Here is a 21417-nt window from a genome sequence, read left to right on the forward strand (position 1 = left end):
CACCACCAATGGGAGTAGGGTGTGGGGTGTGGGGTGTGGGGTGTGGGGAATCGGGAATCGGGAATCGGGAATCGGGAATCGGGAGCACTGTCCACCAGCAAGGGATGAATCGGTCAGGTTTGAATTAGATGTAGGGTGTGTTAGGGGCGGGCTTGCCATCATGTTCAACCTCGTAGGCAGTGTTGAGATAGTCCGCCCCGTAACGCACCGGAAGGGTTGGGTGGAGAGAGCTGGATGGGATTGACCTTGGCCAAAAGGCCAAGGGTGGCCTTTGGCCACGCTGGGCGAACGCGAATGGTCACGCGGGGCGCGATCGCATATCTCAAATCAACCAGGTTACCATGAAGATGTAGGGTGGGCAGTGTGTCAGACAAATCAGATCACAAAGCCATATTGACACTCCCCACGGTTAGAAACCGGGGGATTCTCGGTTCAGCGAGCCAACTTGCTCATCCAGGCCGGAACCAAGAAGAGTAGAGGTCGATTCTCCCCGAGCGTTCTGAAAAGTTCCCGTGTGCCCCACGGTACTCAAGGCTCTCGTTAAGATGTTTTTAGCGGCGTTATGATCGCGATCTAACTGACACCCACACTTACAGACATGGGTTCGAGTTGACAATGACTTCTTGACCACTTCACCGCAACTAGAACAATTTTGGCTAGTATAAGCAGGATTCACTGCGACAGTTATTCTTCCAAACTTTTGTCCAAAATATTCTAGCCACTCCCTGAACTGATACCAACCTGCATCATTAATAGACTTGGCAAGACAATGGTTTTTGACCAGGTTCTTAACTCTTAAATCTTCGTAGGCGACCAGGTCGTTAGACCGGATTACGCAACGCGCCAGTCTCTTGACATGTTCTTCACGCTGCCTACTTATTTTAAGATGTGTTCTACCCAGCCTATTAATAGCCTTGTTTCGGTTAGCTGAGCCTTTCTTTTTCCGGGAGACTCTACGCTGATAAAACTTTAATCGCTTTTCGCCTTTGCGATAGAATCTAGGGTTAGGTTCTGAGTACCCATCAGAGTCGGTGTAAAACTCTTTTAGTCCAACATCCAATCCAACAGTAAAACCAGTAGCTTCTAGCTGTTCTGAATTGTCGAGTTTTACGCAGAATTGAATGTAGTAGCCATCAGCTCTTTGTACAATGCGAACCCGCTTGATCAGTTTCTGGTCGAAACGCCACAATTCCCAGGTTCCTTTGAGCTTGACTAGCCCTATGCCTTAGACATCTCCAAAAATTAACCTCAAACCCTTGCACTGCCTGGGTCAAAACCGAGTTTCTGGAGATGTCTCTTTTTTGTCTGTGAATTTAATGGATTTTTTATCTAGAGATAATTTCCATCCAGATTGCTTATACTCAACAGACCTAGAATGCTTCTTGAACTTAGGGTATCCCTTCTTGCCTGGGATTTTCTTTTTGCAATTATCAAAGAACCGTTTAATGGCACGTTCTACGTTCTCAACAGAGGCTTGACAAGCATGACTGTTGAGGTCTTTGACAAACTTAAACTCTTCCCTTAATTGAGTGTTGTAGCGATAGAGTTCTTTCTTCCCTGCCCCGCGATTATCTATCCAGTACCTAAGCACTTTATTCCGGACAAATCGAGCAGTTCTGATAGCTTCATTAATTGCTAACTTTTGAGGCTCTTTTAGGACAGCTTTAAACTCCATAACCAACACTATAACATCACCTCCTTGGGTTGTTTATTTACTTACTATTATAGTCGAAACATTAAAGAGAAAGTTCCCGGGCAGTTAGGGAATAAATTCCTGTTCGGGCTAACCCCATGGATAGAATCCAGGGGCTTGCGCCCTCAGGGTCTTCGGTCAAAGTACACACTGCCCACCACCAAAGGATTAATCGGTAAGGTTTGAATTAGGATTGCAAAATTAATGGGATTGACCTTTGGTCACGCTACGCGAATGGCCACGCTACGCGAATGGTCACGCTACGCGATCGCATATCTCAAAGAAACCAGGTTGATCAAAGATAGCGCTATAATTAAGCCGTCAACCTGGTAACCTTCAGTTGTGGGGATCCCCCTCCCGTCCCCCTTAATAAGGGGGAAGCTAGAGATGTTGACATCCTCCCCTCCCGCGCGCAACTTCGCTATGCTCCGTTGCTTTGAGGAAGGGGATTCCAGAACCTCGCGATGCTGGTTTTCTGCTTCGTTCCCCGCCAACTAGAGCATCGTGACCGATACTCCCTGTCGCTCTGAGTCCACAGACATTTTCTAGTACGCTATGCCCTAGCGCAGATATTCCACGATTTCTAAGAACCTGAGAAGCTGCTACATCTCTTGTAGTTCTGTATCCACACTCATTACAGTGGTGGGAACGAACATCTAGAGTTTTCTTCCCTGTATGTGCGCCACAGTTAGGACAAGTTTGACTTGTGCCATCCTTGTTAACTTTGGCAAAATACACATTTCTGAGAAAACACACCCACTCAAGGATATTTACAAACTGACCAAAGCCAGCATCAGCACTATGTTTCGAGAGGATTCCTCTTTGCCAACTAACAAAGTTGATATCCTCAACAAATATCATGCCAGCACCATCACAAAGATGATGAGCTAGTTTAAAGTGCCAATCCTTTCTGGTATCCGATATGCGTTGATGTAGCCTAGCTATTTTTTGGTTTAACTTGTGTCGATTATTTGAACCTTTTTGCTTATTCTTTAGCCTACGTTGCAGCAATTTAAGCTGGCTTTGTAAGGTTTTGAGAAACAATGGTCGCTTAATCTCTTCACCGTCACTGGTAGCCACAAACTTATCAAAGCCTAAATCCAGTCCTCTAGGATGACCATGAGGTATGGGATTAGGAACATCAACATTTAGCTGTAGTGACAGCATCACAAAGTAACCAGATGCTTTTGAGACTATCCTTGCTTGGCGTACTTCAAACCCATGGGGAATCGGTCTTGACTGTCGCCATTGAACCCATCCCAACTTAGGAAACTTGATTGCATCATTTCTAATCGGGTCTAAACCTAGTTGTGGAAAGACAAACGAACGCATCCGATACTTATTCTTAAAGCGTGGAAAACCGAAACCTCTAGCTTTCATGTCATCCCAAGCTCTATCTAATGTTCTTAGAGTTTGCTGTAAAACTTGAGAATGAACCATCTTTAACTGAGGATATTGTTTCTTAGCCTCCGTTAGTTGCTTGGCTTGTTTGTGGTAATTGGGAAATGGTTCGTCAGCAGAAATGATGTATTCAGAATGAATCGAACAAGCATTGATAGCCGACTTACGAGAGTTACACCAATCTTTACGCTGTCTAAGCGCAAAGTTCCAAACACAACGGCACACATCTAAAGTTTGTTCGATGATGGCGGTCTGTTCGGGGGTTGGTTGTAGCTTGTATTCGTAAGTCATTGTTAGCATGGATTCATTCTAGCTTACATGAGCTATGATGCTGTGTAAAGATGTAATGTATTTGCCAATTTTCGGGGCATCGAACCCCTCAATTGGCTTGAGGGAGTCCATGTATCCCCGCCCTAAAACATTGCTCGTCTGAACGACTCGCTCGTTTTTGAGGACGGGGTTTTATAGCTCCCTCAAGCTCCCTCATTTGATAAACAAGAGCGATGGTTCCCCTCTTGTTAAGGGGGCATCCCATCTCAACACCCTACAAGCTCTATGGTTCACTCCAACACCACCATCGACGAACAACTGCGCCCGTTTCCAGACCATACCCAACTGCCGGAATCTGATGGAACCTTTGTGAAAAATTTTCAGGAACATCCCCAAAGCATTCTTCTGACTGACTCCATCGAGCCAGTTTTGCAGGAGCTTCACCCGGACAATCGCTATGCCATCGGTCAAGATTGTGGGATTTACTGGCGAGAGACTAACCCCCCGGAAAAAGGTGCAGAAGCCCCGGATTGGTTTTATGTGCCTGATGTGCCCCCCCGACTTGATGGCCAGATTAGACGCTCTTATGTGTTGTGGCGGGAATATATAACACCTCTGATTGCCCTAGAGTTTGCATCGGGGACCGGTGCGGAAGAACGGGATAGAACACCGTTACAAGCCGTAGATGGTACTGTTCAAAAACCCGGGAAATTCTGGGTATACGAAAAAATTATCCGCATTCCCTACTACGGCATCTTTATGATCAATACCGGGGAGTTGGAAGTTTACCACTGGGAAGATGGCACCTACGAGCGCCTGAGTCCTAACGAGCGCAACCACTATCCCATTAATCGCATGAATGTAGAACTAGGGGTATGGCAAGGCACGTATCTCGGTTTAGCTGAACAACCTTGGTTGCGATGGTGGGATCGACAGGGAAATCTACTACTGACTGGCCAGGAGCGGGCAACCTACGCTGAGGCTCAAGTCCAGCAGGAGCAACAAAAGCGGCAACAGTTGGTGGCACAATTGAAGGCTCTTAGTCCGGAACAACTTCAGGAACTAGGAATTGATGCGGCACTTTTGGAGTAGGGAATCGGGAATCGGGAGTCGGGAATCGGGAATCGGGAATCGGGAATCGGGAGAGGCGTAGGGTGCGTTAGGGGCGGGCTTGCCGTTATTTGTGGCCTCAACGCCCGGGTTGAGATAGTCCGCCCCGTAACGCACCACCTGGGGAGTGTGCAGAGAGCTGGATGGGATTGACCTTTGGTCACGCGGGGCGCGTTCGCATTTCTCAAAATTAATGCGATCGCACCGGTAACAAACCACCAAGATGATCTCAATGGGATCGCATATCTGGAAATTAATGCGATCGCACCGGTAACACACCACGAAGATGATCTCAATGGGATCGCATATCTGGAAATTAATGCGATCGCACCGGTAACACACCACGAAGATGATCTCAATGGGATCGCATATCTGGAAATTAATGCGATCGCATCCGGATGCTGCTGGCGAAATATAAGTTAACATCCAAAACACTTATTCTGCCGTTGATTACGTTACAAAACTATAAAATGTTTTTCGACCATTACACTGAATATCAAGGCTTTCAGCGTGTTAATAAATGTTTCGCCAGCAGCATCGCATCCGTAACGCACCACCAAGATGATCTCAATGCGATCACAAACTTCAAAGAAACTGATGGCTGATCCTGGTGCGTTACGGGACCGGCTGTCTCAACCCTGGCCAATCGGCCAAAAATCCAGGAGAGCCGGTCCCTAACGCACCCTACGGCTACCAACTAACTGTGGAATGGGCATCTTGGTGGAATGGGCATCTTGGTGGAATGGGCATCTTGGTGGAATGGGCATCTTGGTGGAATGGGCATCTTGCCCGTTACAATAGACCTCTTGCAAAAGTATTTTTCTAATAGTGTTCTTGATGCAATAGCGAGTGGTGGAAACCACGGCAGTCGCTCATGGGGGGAACCCCCAAGACCGCGCTGCCTCCCCAAGACCACTTAGGTGCGCTTACAGTCGTCGAATTAAATTCGCCACGGGTCGCACCTCTGCATCGCTTTGCGTCAATTCTTGTCCACTGTTCCGGTGATCCGCTGTTCCCTGTTCCCGACAACTGCCGCGAAGTCTAATATATTTTCGCGCGGGCAGCCAATCGGCCAAAAATCCAGGAGAGCCGGTCCCTAACGCACCCTAAGGCTACTGCCTGCCCACCAGCAAGGGATTAATCAGTGAGGTTTGAATCAGGATGGCTACGGCCAAACGCGATCGCAAACCTGACATCAACCGGTAATGGTGGGCAAAATTTCGATGATCTAGATTTCTCCAAAGCACCCTGGTGTTTTTGCCCACCCTACAACATTAATGGGTACGCATATCTGACATCAACCGGTAATGGTGGGCAAAATTCTGTGATCATGAACTACTCCAAAGCACCCTGGTGTTTTTGCCCACCCTACAACATTAATGGGTACGCATATCTGACATCAACCGGTAATGGTGGGCAAAATTCTGTGATCATGAACTACTCCAGAGCACCCTGGTGTTTTTGCCCACCCTACAACATTAATGGGTACGCATATCTGACATCAACCGGTAATGGTGGGCAAAATTCTGTGATCATGAACTACTCCAGAGCACCCTGGTGTTTTTGCCCACCCTACAAGCTGCTGCTTCGCGATCGCACTGATGGCTGATCCTGGTGCGTTACGGGACCGGCTGTCTCAACCCTGGCCAATCGGCCAAAAATCCAGGAGAGCCGGTCCCTAACACACCCTACGGCTACTAACCTTTAACCTTCAACCTGCCAACCTGCCAACCTGCCAACCTTCAACCTACCAACCTACAAACCTTCAACCTGCCAACCTTCAACCTTCAACCAAGATATACCCATAATTCTCCAATCCCATCAATGCCTCTTTCACCGTATCAAACGCCTTCTGCTCAGCTATCGGCTCCAGGGTTACGGGATCCACTGGGCGCAATCTCTGCCATCGCTCTACTAAAGATGGCATCGACTGAGGGGAATCAAATAGAGGTAATAAACAAGAGGCAACGGCACTGTCTACCAGAGACTCCACTCCACTCACTGGTAGATACCTACTAATTTCAAAAGGCTGTAATTCAGTAATGGCTTTGAGAATATTTTGTTTCACGTCTGGTATATTCAGCTGAGGATGGAGATGTACCTTAGCCTTCTGCCAATCGGACAGTGTCCACTCGGAAATTGGAGTAAAGGATTGGCCTTGCTCGGGATGTCCACACCAGAAATCTATGAGCCGATGAACAGGATGTAATAGCTCAAACAAATGCAGTCGGTCTTCCACAGAAATATCTGGCAAGCTCATGGCCAAAAACACTGGCAAATTGTCTGGTTCTTTAAATAGACTCATTAAATCCCATTGTCGCCAATGGACCATACTGATGAATTCTAGATTAGCCTCTCTTAAGCCAGCGAATAAATCAGGAATGGTGTAGCCTTTATCCCCTTGGAAAAGATAGTTCATTAAAACTGTTTCTTTTCCGTCTTCCCTCTCATATTTAGGATCCCATGTTCTAGCTTTTAGTTCAACATTATTCTTTAACGCTTTCATGGTATTTAAAGCAATGTCAATCTCCATATCTTCGGGATTTTCATCAAATAATCCCATCACATGGAAGACTTCTTGTGCCCGAAAATACAGGTGACGTTGATGCTTACTGTGTAGATTGCTGCGAATTATTCCCTGAGGCTTCAAAACCGCTTTCATCGCTTTCAGGGCAACAGCTGGATCAGGAAATAAATACAGTAGCTCGTCGCAATTAATATAATCAAATTCCCAACCAGCGCTAGGTAAGTCATAAATAGAGAGCTGATGAAATTCTGCCTCATCAAACCCATAATGGCTTAATCGTTTACGGGCTAAATCCAGAGACTGCTCCGAAATATCAATCCCAATAATTTTGGCTCCGGGATTCGCTTCTGCTAAGGTTAATGAGCCGTATCCCGTGCCACAGCCAGCATCTAAAATTACTTTCTGGTCTGGATTAATGACTTGGTGATTTCTTAAATAATAGGGGGTAACTAAATTATGGAAATAAAGTAAGCTTAGCTGCTTTTTTGGGGAGCGGTCGATGGGAATTCTGGGATAGGGGCCAAAATCAAATTGTTGACGAATTTTTTCTTGTAATTCAGAGGCGTTTGTATCCATAATTAGGGAGTAGGGAGTAGGGAGTAGGGAGCTATCAGTTATCAGCTATCAGTTATCAGCTATCAGTTATCAGCTTTCAGTTATCAGCTATCAGCTATCAGCTATCAGCTATCAGCTATCAGCTTTTAGCTTATGCGCTACGCGCACGCTACGCGAACAGCCATTGGCCACACTACTTTAGGTGCTTTTGAATAAAATAAGCTGACGGCTGATAGCTGACTGCTGACTGCTGACCGCTGACCGCTGACTGCTGACTGCTAACTGCTTACCTTATAACCTGAATACAACCTTTCACAATCTTGATGATAAGTTTACCAAAGATTTATAAAGAATGTCCAGATTGTTGGGTAGTATGACCTAGGTAAAATAATCAGGGATTTAGATGGCTGAATTATCATCATCATTAGCTGTCACCAAAGGGATGGCTAAAAAATTAGCTATGGCTACAGCATCAGCAGCATTGATGACTGTGGTAATGCCTAGTGTGGCCCAGGCAGTTACCCTAGTTAAAAATGTAGTTGTTAAGCCCCCCGTTGGTGAGGAGCCTACTGCCCAACTTTGTCTTCCTTTTTGTAAAACTGGGGATTCCATTACCACAGATCTCGGGCGTAGAGTGGTAATTGGAAATAACATCGACAAGACCTTAACCAGTATACTCTACACAATTCCTGGCGAAGAAGATGCAGCCTGGAGTAAGGAAAGTATTTCTGATATTTTCAGTGAACTTATCTTTTCTAAGGATATGAAAAAACTGTTGCTAACCTCAGGGAGTGTTGCTCCTGGTGAGGCAGTTCTTGCTTTTCGAGAAGCTGATCAAAATGTGACCTTTGACATTACAGTGTTTTATGACGGAGCCCCGGCTACCGTTCCTGAACCAACCACTGTATTCGGTATATTAGCTGTTGGTGCATTAACTGCTACCTCAGCTCTCAAGAAGAAGCTTTAGGTCTGGGCTAGGGGAGTAGGGAGTAGGGAGTAGGAACCCACCCCTAACCCCTCCCAGGAGGGGAACGGGAATCGGGAGTCGAGAATAGTTGAAGAAGCGATGCTCCTTTGGAGCCGCTGCGCGATGAAGCGTTCGCGTAGCGTGGCCAAAGGCCTCAGCTTCCGCTAAAAGCGATCGCATTTATCCTCCCCACTCTCCCCTCCTGTGAGATCATGTCGGAATCATTACCCTTAATCAAAATCTCCCCCATCTCCCCATCCTTACAAGGGTAGGTTTTTTACAAAGGAGCGAGTAGCTACTTTCATGATTGTAGAAACCCCGGAAAATATGTAGTAAAATACACAATGATTTCCGTGAAAATTCTAACTATTTGGAATCAAATACACAATAATTTCCGGGAGAATTCTGCCCATTTCCCGATTCCCGATTCCCGATTCCCGACTCCCGACTCCCTAACCCCTCCTGGGAGGGGTTAGGGGTGGGTTCCTACTCCCGATTCCCTACTCCCTACTCCCTACTCCCTATTAAAATTACCAAGGATTCCCCACAATAGTAAACCATGCCCAATAGTAAGGATGGGATAAATTATTATTAGTGTTAGTATTATCCTTAAGCATCTCTACTTGGGCTAACCTTAAGGCTTCTGCTTTTATAGGGACTACTTTTAAATGGTCATAAAAAGATTTCAGGAGTTTAAACGTTCCATTTTGAGGCACTGCTAACAAACTAGCTAAAACCGATTGCACTTTGGATTGATAGGCAAATCCAGCAAATCCTAATTCATACTGTTGATTGCCAAGGGCTGTATCACAAGCACTTAAGACTAATAAGTTGACCGGTGGTTGCTCTAATCCCAAAGTTTCAAATTTTCCTAATCCTAATCGTTTTTTACCGAACTGAATGTAGGAATCATTAGCATTAGACCGAAATTTACCATGGGTTCCTAAATGAAGGATATTAAAAGATTTCTGATTAATTTCATCCTGGAGATTAGCGATAGTGAAGTTTTCGTTTTCTAGGGCTTTAGCTGACCAGGTATTGACTAAATGCTCGATTAGTTTGGGAACATAGGGTAAGTCTCGATGCTGGTGAAATTTTTCCGTGCCCATAGCCAGCACTGGGGCTTTTCTGACATCGGTATAGTTGGTATCGGTCAAGCTCAAACTAGGCACTAAACCAACACTGTATTTTTCCACAATAAAGCTTTCGCCATCATGGAGGGCGGCTAAAGGGAGAGACTGCAAGCTTTTATCCATCACAAACACCAAGTTATTGATGTTTTGTTCATCTAATGTCTTCTGGAGGGGTTTAATCAGTAATTGATAGAGTTGTTGGGATTTGGCTAGGTCTTGTGGTCGAAAAACCCCTGCTCTAGGAGATGCTACACTATCCCGGAATGATTGAGCTAAGGCTAACACTTGCTCCCGGCTGGTATTAGCAATCCGTTTGTAGATCATTTTGCCTTGGCTAGTTACCAATACCAGTTCTAACGGAGCATTAGGCTTGGGCTCTACAATTACATTAGGATTGATGTTGAGGAATTCGGTTTTTAAGACAACGTCTCGTCCTGGTAAATTTCCAGAATTCCGAAAAAAGACATAGATCAGTGCTGGTCTAGCATCGGTAACTTGTTCAATTTCCTTGAGTTCTGTTTGAATGTCTTTGGCTGTTTTAATCTCAGCAACAGATGACTCCCCTTGACCGTTGGCTTGACCGGTGGCTTGACTGGTGACTTGACTGGTAACTTGACTGGTAAAATAATCCTCTAGTTGATAGACTAGCATTTCTTTGGACAATGCTTCAGTTTCTTCTATCATCAATGGTGGGAGGATTTCCTGTGGTAACTCAGGTAAATCTGGCTCACTATTGGTTACTTCAGTATTACTAGTATTAGGAGATGACTGAGTAATCAGCTCAGTAATCAGTTGAATCTGACTGGGAAAATTACCCTGAGTATAGGACTCCAGAAACCGTTGCGTTGGCAAAATAGAATTCTGTGTGCCAGTGGTAATGGCTCCAGCGGTACCATTGATGCTGGCATCCCCGACAGTAAAGGGTATGGAACTAGCTGCGCCATTATGTCGGATGATGACTGACCCTCCTGCCACTCCGCCCCTAGTGGAAATACTAGCTGTGGTCTGATTGCGTCCGCTAAAGGTATCGGTAGCTCGGAAAAATCGACCAGCGGTAATATCAACATCACCACCACTACCGTTTTCTCCCCCTTGAGCATTAATCGCCCTGACTTCCACATCTCCAATCGGGTCGATAATCACATTTCCGCCATCACCAAGACTACCGCTAGTATTAATTAAGCCAGTCTTAATGGTAGTGGAAGCATCGATAACAAGATTACCACCACTAATACCAGAGGTGTTGAGGTTTTCTGTGAATACCTCTCCATTCCTAGCGGTAAGGTTGATATCGGAGCCATTGGTGATAATGTTCTCAACTGCAATACTTTGATTGGCCTCTAGAGTAATCGAAGCATCGTCTATGCCTTGAATTGTGCCATTGGCGATGATGGCACCTGATCCGGCTGGGGCTTGAATGGTTACTGGGTCTTGGAAGGTGACCCCAGTTTCAGCAATGGTAATGTTAGCGCTACTGTTAGGATTACCGATAGTGATAGCAGTAAAGCCATCTTGCAGGAAGTTGATTTCTTGGGCAGTTAGAGCTATAATACCAGTCTGGCTCCTGTGATTGCCACCAATTGCGATCGCTTGATCAGCGCTGAACGGTTGTAATGTAATGGTGGCATTCCCTTGAACTATGTCGTTAAAGTTAATTTCATCAGCAGTTAGGGTAATATCTCCTAGGGGAATGGTGCCTCCCACTGCATCATTAAACTGAATGGTGCCAGTGCCAGCATTAACGCTCAGGTCTTGATTACCGTCAACGGTATCATTAAAGGTAATGTTACCGCTAGTGCTAGTGATGTTAGCACTAGTGTTAGGGCTAGTCGGATCAAGATTGAGGGGTTTGAGGAAGCTAATGTTACCACTCCCAGATGTCACAGTGCTGTTGAGATTGATTTGAGTAGTATTGAATTGCCCAATGGAGATACTCCCTGAACCCTGAGCACGGATGGGTTGATCAATGGTGATAGTACCAGGTATATCTTGTCCGAGACGAATGCTGCCATTTTTAGCAGCGCTAATCCCATTCACACCAGCCACGGAGGTGATCACAGCATTGGGGTCTTGAAGGTTAAGGATAATATCGCCACTATTGCGGGTAACGGCAGCAATATTCTTAGCTTGAACATCTATACCATTAGCATCGGCGTAGCTAAATCCATTTTCAGCATCGAATAAAACTGCCCCTTGTTCCCCATCAATGGTTACTTCAGTCCCCAGATTATCAAAGATGGTACCAGCAGAGATAAATTGAGCTGTCTGATTATTAGCCAGTTGGACAGCAGGATTGGTGTCACTGCTGAGAAAGTGAATATCCCCGCCTCTGACAATAACATTGAGATTGGCCTGACTCAGGTCAAAGTTGCGGATTCTTACATCACCGGTAAATTCAGGATTTCCAATTGTTAAGGTACCGGAAGTGCCTAGAGCGAGATTATTGAACAAATCCGCTGTGGTGATTTGGAAGGTGCCACCAGCATCTTTCCCTATGCCCAAAGTAGTATTAGGGTCTTTTGGTTGGATAGTGATGCTTTCAGCCATCAGCTGGGAAATCACTTCAATCCCACCAGCGGTAATCAAAACATCTTTAATCTTACTGGCTTGTAAGGGTTGCTCCGGATTGCCGAGACTGACTTGACCATCGGTATCAATGACTAGAGTGCTGGGGCTGTTGATGGGATTTTTGATAGTAATGTTACCGTTGGTAGCTGTGATTGCGATCGCTCCCCCATTTTCTGATTCCGATCCAGCATTGATACCGCTACCCCCACTATTGATTTGGATATCACCACCTCTGCTAGTTACGGTGACATCACCGGCCCCTGACCCACCAAAGGAATCAATACTAGGAATTTGAATAGTAGGTTGAGTGGTGGATAATTGACTATTGCCATCAGCATTTAGGGTAATATCCCCTCCCCTACCAGTATTATTAGCAGTATCTAAGCGATTATTCTTAGTGACTTCGATAGTGCTGCGAGAGTCAATCAGGATTTGTGGGGAATTAGTATTAGGATTACTATTACTTAAACCACCGGTCTTAATAGTGTCAACTTGAATTGCACCAGTGGTTAATGCAGTATTAGGCGAATACTGATTGGTTATCGAGACCAATCCATCCCGAGCTACGGTAATATCGCTAACTTTGATATCGGCACTGGTGGCATTACTGCTAAAATTATTACTAAAATCAAGATTACCTGAATTGTTTCCTGGCACTCCTCCTTGTTGTGTCCAATCAATCCCAGCTCTAATATCTAAGGTCGCCTGATTAGCACCATCAATCACCAAATTACTTTGGTCAGATAGAGTGACATTGGCTAGATTAGCAAGGATGGGATCGGAGTGGGTTGGACTAATCTTAGGGTTAGGCTGATCAGTAGGATTAATCGCAATCTCGCCTAAGGTAACACTACCCCCTGCTAAAATATGTAAGGAAGCGCCTTGATAGTTGCCTAGACTGACATCACCATTTGCTAGAATGATGGAATCATCAGGACTAATCCAATTCCCTGGACTACCATCTAACTGCTCAATCCGAAAACTAGCGCCTGTTTGATAGCGACTACTGCCTTGTACTGGATTAGCGGAACGCAGTACCATGTTGCCACCAGAGAATAAACCACTAGCTTGATGATTGGGGGTTGAAATCTCTATGGCTTGATTGCCCTGGATGGATAAATTGCCGAGGGCTTCAGCAATAAAGGGGCGCGCTAGACTATCATGCGATCGCACTGTATTGCCAGCCAACAGATTCAAATCCCCAGTGGTAGAGAGCTGGCTTTCGACTAAGGTGAGATTATTAGCAGCTGATAGTGTAGCAGTCTGAGCGTTTACCTCCCGAGCCACCACATCACCCATCTCAATCGGTAAACCAGAATCCGCGAGCTGTACTTTACCATCTGGCTTCACCACAATCGGTGTCTGTAACCCTTCAACTCCGTCGGTCAACAAGGTTGGTAAATCCTGAGGTGTAAATGGTAGCTGCTCCCCATCAGCATCCGTTGGTAATTCAATTTCGATATTTAATAGGTGTCCTGGTTGGCTAATCCTAACTAAATTAGCACCATCTACAGCAGCCAGAGTAACCGTTCCGTTGGCAGCACTTACGTTTCCAGTACTGATCACACTACCGCCGATTAAGCTTAAGTTATTACCCTCTAGTAGTTCCAGATTCCCAGCATTAATAATACTCCCTGGTTGAGTCGAGTCAAAGGCCAAAGTCTTGGGATTACCGATTAAAGTTTGATAGTCATTTGACCCAAAGCTAGTGAACCAATTGTCTTCACCAAACCCAATCCGATTCGCTGTTGTTACGGTTAAATCACCTGGGATATTCAGACGAGCATTAGCACCAAACACCCATCCCGCTGGATTCATTAAAAATAAGTTTGAGTTACCTCCAGCTATTCGAATTAACCCGTCAACAATTGACGGCTTACCCCCAATCACCCGACCCAAAATATTACGAATTCGGGGATTAGACAGAAACGTAACTGTCTGTTCTGCCGTCAGACCAAATTCTTGAAAACTATGGAATAAATTGGCGCTATCTCCGGAAACTGTACCCCCGTCAACCGTCAACTCATTGCCATAAATTGTAATACTAGTGCCCGTACCATCTGTGGCTGGTATAATAGATTCAGCCTTAGCGACATGGACGGGATACAGTATGGCTATACCTAAATAAATTTCTCCAACTAGAGAAAAAAGTTTCCACAACCAGTTACTATGCCACCCAACAGCTTTCACGAGTCGATGCTCCCACTACACCAATAACTTACACCAATCACCTAAACTAATCATAACTTACTTAATCGCTACTTAATCCCTTACCTAACTTAATCCCTTACCTAACTTAATCGCTATTTAATTTCTTTATATTAGGTAATTTAACTGCATAATTTTGAATTGATCAACCTATGTAGTCACACATCATAATTATTCAGTTGCTTGCTAATTTATTTAATTGCTGAATTGTCATATTAATTGTAATATTAATTGGTTACAAAAATCCGCCTCCCTGGTTTATAGCAGAAGTCATTTGTCAGAAGTCATTTGTCAGAAGTCAAACTCTTGCGCTTCTTGATGCAGTCGCTCATGGGGGAAACCCCCAAGACCGCGCTGCATCGCTTACAAAGGGTTTGAGACTTTTGTCATGTCCTAACTGCCCTGGCGACTGCTATACTTGCTTTCTTGGGTTTACTTGCTTTCTTGGCGTCCTTCCCGTCTTCGCCGTTGATCAAACACCCCCCTTCCTCAAATGTTACCATCATCAGACTGCTGGGAATACTATCCACCCTATCACTACACCAACCGGGTGCATCTCATATTTGTAAAAAACAAGGGGAGGGTGGGGAGGTTGGGAAGTGGGGAGAGATGCGGAGATGGGGAGATGGGGGAGTTTTTTATTAAGGGTAATTATCCCGACATGATATAGCACTACGCATTAAAGTGTTTGACATTGCTAAAAGCTGAAAACCTTTTGTAGTAAACTTTTGACTTCTGACTTGTGACTTGCGGACTTGCACGTAGCGCTATATTATGGCTAACTTATCAGGGCAGGGATTGATGGGTTTTGGTTAATACAATCAATAGGTAATTGACATCTGCATCATTATAATTAAATACCAACAATAAACTTTGTATAGCAGTCGAAGTAAAGCTTAAGACATATTTCTGCTCCCTGCTCCGAACGCGCCCCGCGTGGCCTACGGCCTTAGTCCCTGCTCCCTTTCAACCAAAATACTCTGTCCTAAACTATACTTCGGTTGCTATATAGTTAATTGTTATTCACCCTAGGCATAAGGATTCAGCCGTCAGCTATCAGCCAAGGGCTGATAGCTGATATTACCTAGACATTAGTCGAGAGACTAGAACTTACCATTACTGGCAGCAATAGAAGTACCATTGCTCAAATACTGCTCAGGCTCTACATCAACCTCTACTACATCGTCTTGGTAATCTTGAGTTTTACTTCCAAAGAGGGTCTTTCTTGCCCAACGAACTAAGTTATCGACATAGGTAAATAATACCGGCACCACCACCAAGGTTAGCAGAGTAGAAGTGGTAAATCCTCCTATCACGGCAAGAGCCATCGGACTACGAACTTCACCATCGGCTCCCCATTCCAAGGCAATGGGAATCATGCCAGCAATGGTGGAGACCGAGGTCATCAAAATCGGTCGCAAGCGACTGACTCCAGCTTGAATGACTGCTTTAAACTGGGATGTCCCTTCTTTCTGATTGGCTAAGGCAAAGTCTACCAAGAGAATGGCATTTTTGGTCACCAATCCCATCAGTAATACTATTCCGATTAGGGCAAAAAGTGCCAATTCCTTCTGGCCAATCAACAGTCCCATTAAGGCACCACCGATGGATAGGGGTAAAGCCACCAAAATTCCAAAGGGATAGAGAAAACTGTTATACAACAGTACCAGAATGGCATAAATGCACAACACTGATAGCGCTAAAGCGCTTAAAAAGCCACCGAAGATGTCTTGCATAATCTTGGCATCCCCAGAGGGTTCCTCGGAAACTCCAGGGGGTAGGGGATTCATAGCAGGTAGGGATTGGACTTTTGCGATCGCATCTCCTAGGGAAATCCCTTGCAAGTTAGCTCCCAAAGACACCTGACGAGCACGATTAAAGCGGTCAATCTGGGCCGGTCCACTCCCTAAACGGATATCGGCTACAGCAGCGATGGGGACTAAGGTTCCATTTCGACTGGGAACCCGCAGATTTTTGAGGGTTTCGATGTCATCCCTCGATTCTGGGTCGAGTTGGACACGAATCGGAATTTGTCGGTCAGGTAAGTCAAATTTAGCCAGATTTGACTCAAGGTCTCCAATTAAGGCTAAAGAGGCTGTGCGTGCGATCGCTTGAACAGATACTCCTAAATCTGCAGCACGGGCAGGATTAGGTACAATCACAATTTCTGGTTTAACTAGACTTTCACTAGAGGTGACTTCCACTAAACCAGGACTTTGGCGCATCTGTTGTTCTAGAGTTTGGGCGGTTTGGGAAAGCAGTTCACCATTCTCACTCTTGAGAACAATTGATAAATCCTTGCTAGAGCCTCCAGCCCCTTGACTACGGAAACTAACCCTCGCGCCAGGTATTTTCTGGAAACCCTCACGCATCTGCTGCTCAAATTCTTGCTGAGATATTTCCCGTTGGTCTTTGGGTAAGAGTTTGGCGTATACAATACCAGAATTTACACCATCATTTCCAGCCCTGGCCAGAACATTTTCTATAGCTGGGTTTGACTGCAACAACTGATTTGTTTCTTGAACCACATCTATGGTTTCACTCAGCTCAGACCCCGGTGGCAGGTCAATCAATACCGTACTGACTCCAGTATCCTCATTACTAAACAAACCCTTGGGAATAAACTGTACAAGCTGCAAGCTACCGATGAAAAAAGCTACAGCTATCAACATCGTGGTAATCCGGTGCTTCAATGCCCAGGTTAATAGACCTCGATAAGGTTGTATACGTCGGCTCTGAAGGTTATTGGGTTGAAGGTTATTGGGTTGAAGGTTATTGGGTTGAAGGTTATTGGGTTGAAGGTTATTGGGTTGAAGGTTATTGGGTTGAAGGTTATTGGGTTGAAGGTTATTGGGTTGAAGGTTATTGGGTTGAAGGTTATTGGGTTGAAGGTTATTGGGTTGAAGGTTATTTTGCCAACTTTCAACCTTCAACTTGTCAACCTTCAACTTGTCAACCTTCAACTTGTCAACCTTGGCCAATTGGCCACGCTTCGCGAACAACGGGTCAACCTTCAACGGGTCAACCTTCAACTTGTCAACCTTCAACTTGTCAACCTTCAACGGGTCAACCTTCAATCCTTTTGATTTTGGCTTGAGCAAATAAGCACTCAGCATTGGTGTCATTGTTGTAGCTACTAGGGTGGAAAACATAGTAGATACCGCAACGGTTACTCCAAAGGGTTGGAAGAATTGACCAGGGATACCCCCCATGAAGGCTACAGGAATAAATACCGCGACAATAGTTGCGGTGGTGGCTACTACAGCTAAACCAATTTCCCGGGCCCCATCCCACGCTGCTCTCATGGGTTTCTTACCCATATCCAAGTGCTGGTCGATATTTTCAATCATGCAAATGGCATCATCGACCAAGTTCCCCACGGCTAGGCCTAAACCCAGTAGGGTCATATTGTTAAGGGTATAGTTTAGGGCTTTCATCACCAGAAAGGTGGGAATAATTGATAAAGGTAGCGCTATTGCTGTAATTAGAGTTACCCGCCAATTTCTCAGAAATATCCCCACGGTGAATACAGTCAGTATTGAACCGATAATTAGGGAATCAATGGTTGCTTGGTAGGACTCACGGATGGAATCAGCACGGGTGAAGATCAAGCGCAGTTCAATATCCTCTGGCAGGGTAGTTTTTAGTTGAACAACCGCCTTGCGAACCCCTTCTTCCACCGAGACTAAACTGCTACCAGTGCTGCGCAGCACAGAAAAGGCCACCACTGAATCCCCATTCAGATAGGCAGCTTTCCTAAGATCACCAAAGCCGTCGGTCACCTCTCCCAAACTGGAAAGGGGAACATTTGCGCCATCTGGGAGTACAATACGGTAGTTTTTTAACTCTTCGACTGTCTTAGCACTTCCGAGAGTCCGAACATTCTGTTCAGCGCCGCCGATGTTACCGCGACCACCGGGTAAGTTGACATTAAAAGTCCGAATTTGGTCATTAACTTGGGTAGCAGTGATACCAAAAGCTTGTAATCTAGCGGGGTCAAGGTCAACTCGAATTTCCCGGTCAACTCCTCCGAGTCGATCAATTTGGGCAACTCCCGGTACATTAACCAGATCACGGCTAATTTTCCGGTCAACTAGATCACTCAACTCCTCCACCGAGCGTTTGTTAGAAGCTACCGCATAGGTCATCACTGAACCCCCGGAAAATTCTAACCGTCTGACAATAGGTTCGTTGATATCTAGGGGCAAACTTTGGCGAATTTGAGCTACGGCATTGCGTACATCATTCGTTGCCTGATTGCTATCAGTTCCCAGGACAAAATTGATAACGGTTCTTGAGCTGCCATCAGTAACCGTGGAGCTGATTTGGTCAATATTTCCGAGGCTAGCAACAGCATCTTCAACTTTTTTCGTGACCTGGAATTCCAGTTCTGCAGGTCCTGCTCCTGGCTGGGTAACAGTAACCATCACCGCTGGAAGATCAATATTAGGGAGCCGATCAATTCCCAACTGCATAAAGGAGAATAGACCGACTATTCCTAAAACCAGGAACATGACCAGAGTAGCAACCGGATTTTTAATTGACCAAGAGGAGACGTGGAAGGACATCTTTTAAATAGTTGAAGGTTGAACGCGATCGCGTGGCCTATTGGCCAAGGTTAGTTGGTTGAAGGTTAGTTGGTTGAAGGTTAGTTGGTTGAAGGTTAGTTGGTTGAAGGTTAGTTGGTTGAAGGTTAGTTGGTTGAACGCGATCGCGTGGGCTTTTGGCCAAGATTGTGCCCGTAGCGTGGGCTTTTGGCCAAGGTTATTTGCATCGAACGTAACCGGCTAACTTTCAACCGTTAATCAACATGGAAGCTGTAACCGGTTAACTTTCAACCGTTAATCAACATGGAAGCTGTAACCGGTTAACTTTCAACCGTTAATCAACATGGAAGCTGTAACCGGTTAACTTTCAACGCTTCTATGGAGTTTCTAATACTTGGACGGGATCGCCGTCTTTGAGGAAAGCAGCACCTTTGACTACAATGCGATCGCTTGCGGATAAACCACTCTTGATTTCTACTTGCCCACTAGGGAGCAGTTCTCCCATTACCACTGGTTGTGCTTTAACGGTGTTATCTGCTTCGAGTCGGTAAACGATAGCGCTAGTGTCGGCTTGGGGCAATACTGCTTTCGATGGTATAGTTAGACCGGTAGTGGCTGAGGTGGTGATGGAGCCTTGTAAAAACATCCCTGGTCGCAAGGTGCCGGAATTGGGTAAATCTACTTTTACCAGAGCCTGACGAGACTGCTGATCAACTATCGGGTCAATTTCTCGTACTGTTCCAGAAAGCTTCAGGCGGCTATCTCCTTTAGAAGATATTTCTACTGGTTGTCCAATCTGAATTTGGGACAGTTGGGTTTCGGGTACCCTTAATAACAGTTCCAAACGCCCCTTTTCGATAATGGTAAAGAGTGTTTCTGACGAAGAGGTAATATCACCGACACGGGCATTTCTAGTGGCTACTTTGCCACTGACTGGTGCCACCACTTGGGTATCGTTCAGTTGCGCCATCACTAACTGGACTTGTGCCTTTTCTCTAGCCAGTTGAGCTTGGGCTTGAGCAATTACTTCTGGACGGGAACCAGCCAATCTTTGCTGGAGCTGCTGTTGCGCTTCTACGACAGCGGCTTCTAACTGAGCAATTTCTGGGGAGTTGGTGTTTCGTGTTTGCTCAAGGCGTTGTTGGGCTTCAGATAAATTCGCTTGAGCACTGAAATATTGACTTTCCACCTCATTATAGCGGTCTTGGGAGATGGCTCCCTCGGCAATCAATTTTTCCTGGCTCTCGAAGCGACGTTTAGCTAGACTCAACTGTGCAACAGCCGATGCCACTCGGGCTTTGGCTTGGTCAATTTGTCTAGGGATACTGGCTTGGGCCTGTCTTAGACGAGCTTGGGCTTGGTCTAGACGAGCTCTAGCTTGGGCTTTTTCTTCTGAGCGTGTCCCTGCTTTGAGTTCTGCTAAACGGGCTTCAGCTTGGGCAACTGCTGCCTGAGCTTGAGCTAACTGTGCCTGAAGCACAGCATTATCTAGCCTGACCATTACTTGTCCGGCCTTGACAAATTCCCCTTCTCTAACCAGTACCTGTTTAATCTGTAAACCCGTTGCTTGGGACTTGACCCTAATCTCCTCAAAAGCAGCAACACTACCAATAGCTTCTAGGGTACGGTTAACTGTGGTGGTTTTTACGTCTGCCACCGTAACAGTTTGAGCAGGTACAGCAGAGGGGACAGCCGCAGGGGTTTCAGCAGAGGGGACAGCCGCAGGGGTTTGAACAGTTTCAGCAGGGGAATCGGTTTTTTGAACCTTTGGAGCTGTCCCGATCAATCGCATTCCTACGAAAGTCAGCATAATTCCCATACCCATAGCAATCACTAAACTACCTGCTCCTGATGTCAAGGAGTTTTGGGATTCACTAGTCCCGGAGCTGGGTAATGATGAGGCTGAATCCTCCTGTTGGTGATTAGCTTGGTGTAATGGTTGGTGATCTGGCTCAGTGATAGTGCCAGAGCCATTCAGCTGAGATCTCTGTTGGTGATCTGGCTCAGTGATAGTGCCAGAGCCATTCAGCTGAGATCTCTGTTCATCTAAAGTGTTTCGGGTCATGGTTATTCCCCTGTTACTGGTAGTGCTGGGTAATTTTATTAAAGAAAGATGATTTTTTAGGGTTACTTCTTAATATAACTTAAAAATTATTAACTTAAAAAGTATTAGGACCTGAGCTGAAACTGTCTATCCATGTTTTTTCTTAATCAAATAAGATGTATAATAGTTAATCACATAATTTAGTCACCGATTCAGCCCTCCCCAACATCGACATCGGCAAAGCATCGCCAAAGAGCACAGAAAAAAGCCCACAGAAAGAAAGCCCACAGGAAGCGATGCTCCTAAGGAGCCGCTACGGGAACGCGAAACCTACAAGTCCTTTACATCCAAGTCCATTGAGTCAAACGACTTAGAGAGTAAACCTACTTAGAGA

General features: G+C 45.5%; 17 protein-coding genes and 1 pseudogene. 8 read left to right on the plus strand and 10 right to left on the minus strand.

Translation table 11 applies throughout. From position 1 onward, the window contains the following. Positions 1–164: 164 nt before the first annotated feature. Both LYNGBM3L_RS42275 and LYNGBM3L_RS31295 read right to left on the minus strand, forming a co-directional pair. On the minus strand, positions 165–374 hold the full coding sequence (locus LYNGBM3L_RS42275; RefSeq protein ID WP_131827091.1) for a hypothetical protein: 210 nt from the start codon (positions 372–374) through the stop codon (positions 165–167). 35 nt (positions 375–409) lie between these two features. After that, positions 410–1684, minus strand: a pseudogene (locus LYNGBM3L_RS31295) (RNA-guided endonuclease InsQ/TnpB family protein). Between the two features lie 213 nt (positions 1685–1897). Here LYNGBM3L_RS31295 and LYNGBM3L_RS49185 point away from each other — a divergent pair. Next, on the plus strand, positions 1898–2026 hold the full coding sequence (locus tag LYNGBM3L_RS49185) for a hypothetical protein (protein WP_267872123.1): 129 nt from the start codon (positions 1898–1900) through the stop codon (positions 2024–2026). Between the two features lie 48 nt (positions 2027–2074). On the opposite strand, the gene LYNGBM3L_RS31300 is transcribed toward LYNGBM3L_RS49185, so the two are convergent. Further along, a complete protein-coding gene (locus LYNGBM3L_RS31300) occupies positions 2075–3394 on the minus strand; it encodes an RNA-guided endonuclease InsQ/TnpB family protein (protein WP_131827092.1) in 1320 nt (439 codons plus the stop codon). Between the two features lie 255 nt (positions 3395–3649). Between LYNGBM3L_RS31300 and LYNGBM3L_RS31305 the strand changes: the two genes are divergently transcribed. After that, positions 3650–4456: a Uma2 family endonuclease gene (locus LYNGBM3L_RS31305; protein ID WP_008190887.1), complete on the plus strand. Its 807-nt coding sequence runs from the start codon at positions 3650–3652 to the stop codon at positions 4454–4456. Here LYNGBM3L_RS31305 and LYNGBM3L_RS44720 read toward each other — a convergent pair. Further along, on the minus strand, positions 4427–4594 hold the full coding sequence (locus tag LYNGBM3L_RS44720) for a hypothetical protein (protein WP_154659980.1): 168 nt from the start codon (positions 4592–4594) through the stop codon (positions 4427–4429). The genes LYNGBM3L_RS31305 and LYNGBM3L_RS44720 overlap by 30 nt on opposite strands. A gap of 36 nt (positions 4595–4630) precedes the next feature. Here LYNGBM3L_RS44720 and LYNGBM3L_RS31310 point away from each other — a divergent pair, with 36 nt between their 5' ends. The 4 genes from LYNGBM3L_RS31310 to LYNGBM3L_RS31320 all read left to right on the plus strand — a co-directional run bounded on the left by LYNGBM3L_RS31310 (position 4631) and on the right by LYNGBM3L_RS31320 (position 6083). Further along, positions 4631–4897, plus strand: a complete 267-nt coding sequence (locus LYNGBM3L_RS31310) for a hypothetical protein (protein ID WP_008190889.1) — start codon at positions 4631–4633, stop codon at positions 4895–4897. A 47-nt stretch (positions 4898–4944) separates the two neighbouring features. Beyond that, positions 4945–5079 carry a hypothetical protein gene (locus LYNGBM3L_RS49190; RefSeq protein ID WP_267872124.1) on the plus strand — a complete coding sequence of 45 codons (135 nt, stop codon included), beginning with the start codon at positions 4945–4947 and terminating at the stop codon, positions 5077–5079. 5 nt (positions 5080–5084) lie between these two features. Then, a complete protein-coding gene (locus LYNGBM3L_RS44725) occupies positions 5085–5300 on the plus strand; it encodes a hypothetical protein (RefSeq protein ID WP_008190891.1) in 216 nt (71 codons plus the stop codon). 318 nt (positions 5301–5618) lie between these two features. Beyond that, a complete protein-coding gene (locus LYNGBM3L_RS31320; protein ID WP_044495560.1) occupies positions 5619–6083 on the plus strand; it encodes a hypothetical protein in 465 nt (154 codons plus the stop codon). Between the two features lie 171 nt (positions 6084–6254). On the opposite strand, the gene LYNGBM3L_RS31325 is transcribed toward LYNGBM3L_RS31320, so the two are convergent. Beyond that, positions 6255–7577 (minus strand): class I SAM-dependent methyltransferase, encoded by a 1323-nt coding sequence (locus LYNGBM3L_RS31325; protein ID WP_008190894.1) that lies wholly within the window; start codon positions 7575–7577, stop codon positions 6255–6257. A 382-nt stretch (positions 7578–7959) separates the two neighbouring features. Here LYNGBM3L_RS31325 and LYNGBM3L_RS31330 point away from each other — a divergent pair, with 382 nt between their 5' ends. Next, positions 7960–8523 (plus strand): PEP-CTERM sorting domain-containing protein, encoded by a 564-nt coding sequence (locus LYNGBM3L_RS31330; protein ID WP_008190896.1) that lies wholly within the window; start codon positions 7960–7962, stop codon positions 8521–8523. On the opposite strand, the gene LYNGBM3L_RS44730 is transcribed toward LYNGBM3L_RS31330, so the two are convergent. Next, positions 8520–8672 (minus strand): hypothetical protein, encoded by a 153-nt coding sequence (locus LYNGBM3L_RS44730; RefSeq protein WP_154659981.1) that lies wholly within the window; start codon positions 8670–8672, stop codon positions 8520–8522. The genes LYNGBM3L_RS31330 and LYNGBM3L_RS44730 overlap by 4 nt on opposite strands. A gap of 204 nt (positions 8673–8876) precedes the next feature. Here LYNGBM3L_RS44730 and LYNGBM3L_RS49195 point away from each other — a divergent pair, with 204 nt between their 5' ends. Further along, positions 8877–8999 (plus strand): hypothetical protein, encoded by a 123-nt coding sequence (locus LYNGBM3L_RS49195; RefSeq protein ID WP_267872125.1) that lies wholly within the window; start codon positions 8877–8879, stop codon positions 8997–8999. 54 nt (positions 9000–9053) lie between these two features. Here the strand turns inward: LYNGBM3L_RS49195 and LYNGBM3L_RS31335 are convergent, their stop codons facing one another. From LYNGBM3L_RS31335 to LYNGBM3L_RS31350, 4 genes are all read right to left on the minus strand, one after another. Then, positions 9054–14414 (minus strand): CHAT domain-containing protein, encoded by a 5361-nt coding sequence (locus LYNGBM3L_RS31335; protein ID WP_008190898.1) that lies wholly within the window; start codon positions 14412–14414, stop codon positions 9054–9056. Between the two features lie 1121 nt (positions 14415–15535). Further along, positions 15536–19000, minus strand: coding sequence for an efflux RND transporter permease subunit (locus LYNGBM3L_RS48110; RefSeq protein ID WP_071986978.1), 3465 nt, complete (start codon positions 18998–19000; stop codon positions 15536–15538). Between the two features lie 37 nt (positions 19001–19037). Beyond that, on the minus strand, positions 19038–19163 hold the full coding sequence (locus LYNGBM3L_RS49200) for a hypothetical protein (RefSeq protein WP_267872126.1): 126 nt from the start codon (positions 19161–19163) through the stop codon (positions 19038–19040). A 192-nt stretch (positions 19164–19355) separates the two neighbouring features. Further along, positions 19356–21044 carry an efflux RND transporter periplasmic adaptor subunit gene (locus LYNGBM3L_RS31350; RefSeq protein ID WP_008190903.1) on the minus strand — a complete coding sequence of 563 codons (1689 nt, stop codon included), beginning with the start codon at positions 21042–21044 and terminating at the stop codon, positions 19356–19358. Between the last annotated feature and the right edge of the window lie 373 nt (positions 21045–21417).

The organism is Moorena producens 3L (assembly GCF_000211815.1).
Lineage (GTDB): Bacteria > Cyanobacteriota > Cyanobacteriia > Cyanobacteriales > Coleofasciculaceae > Moorena > Moorena producens.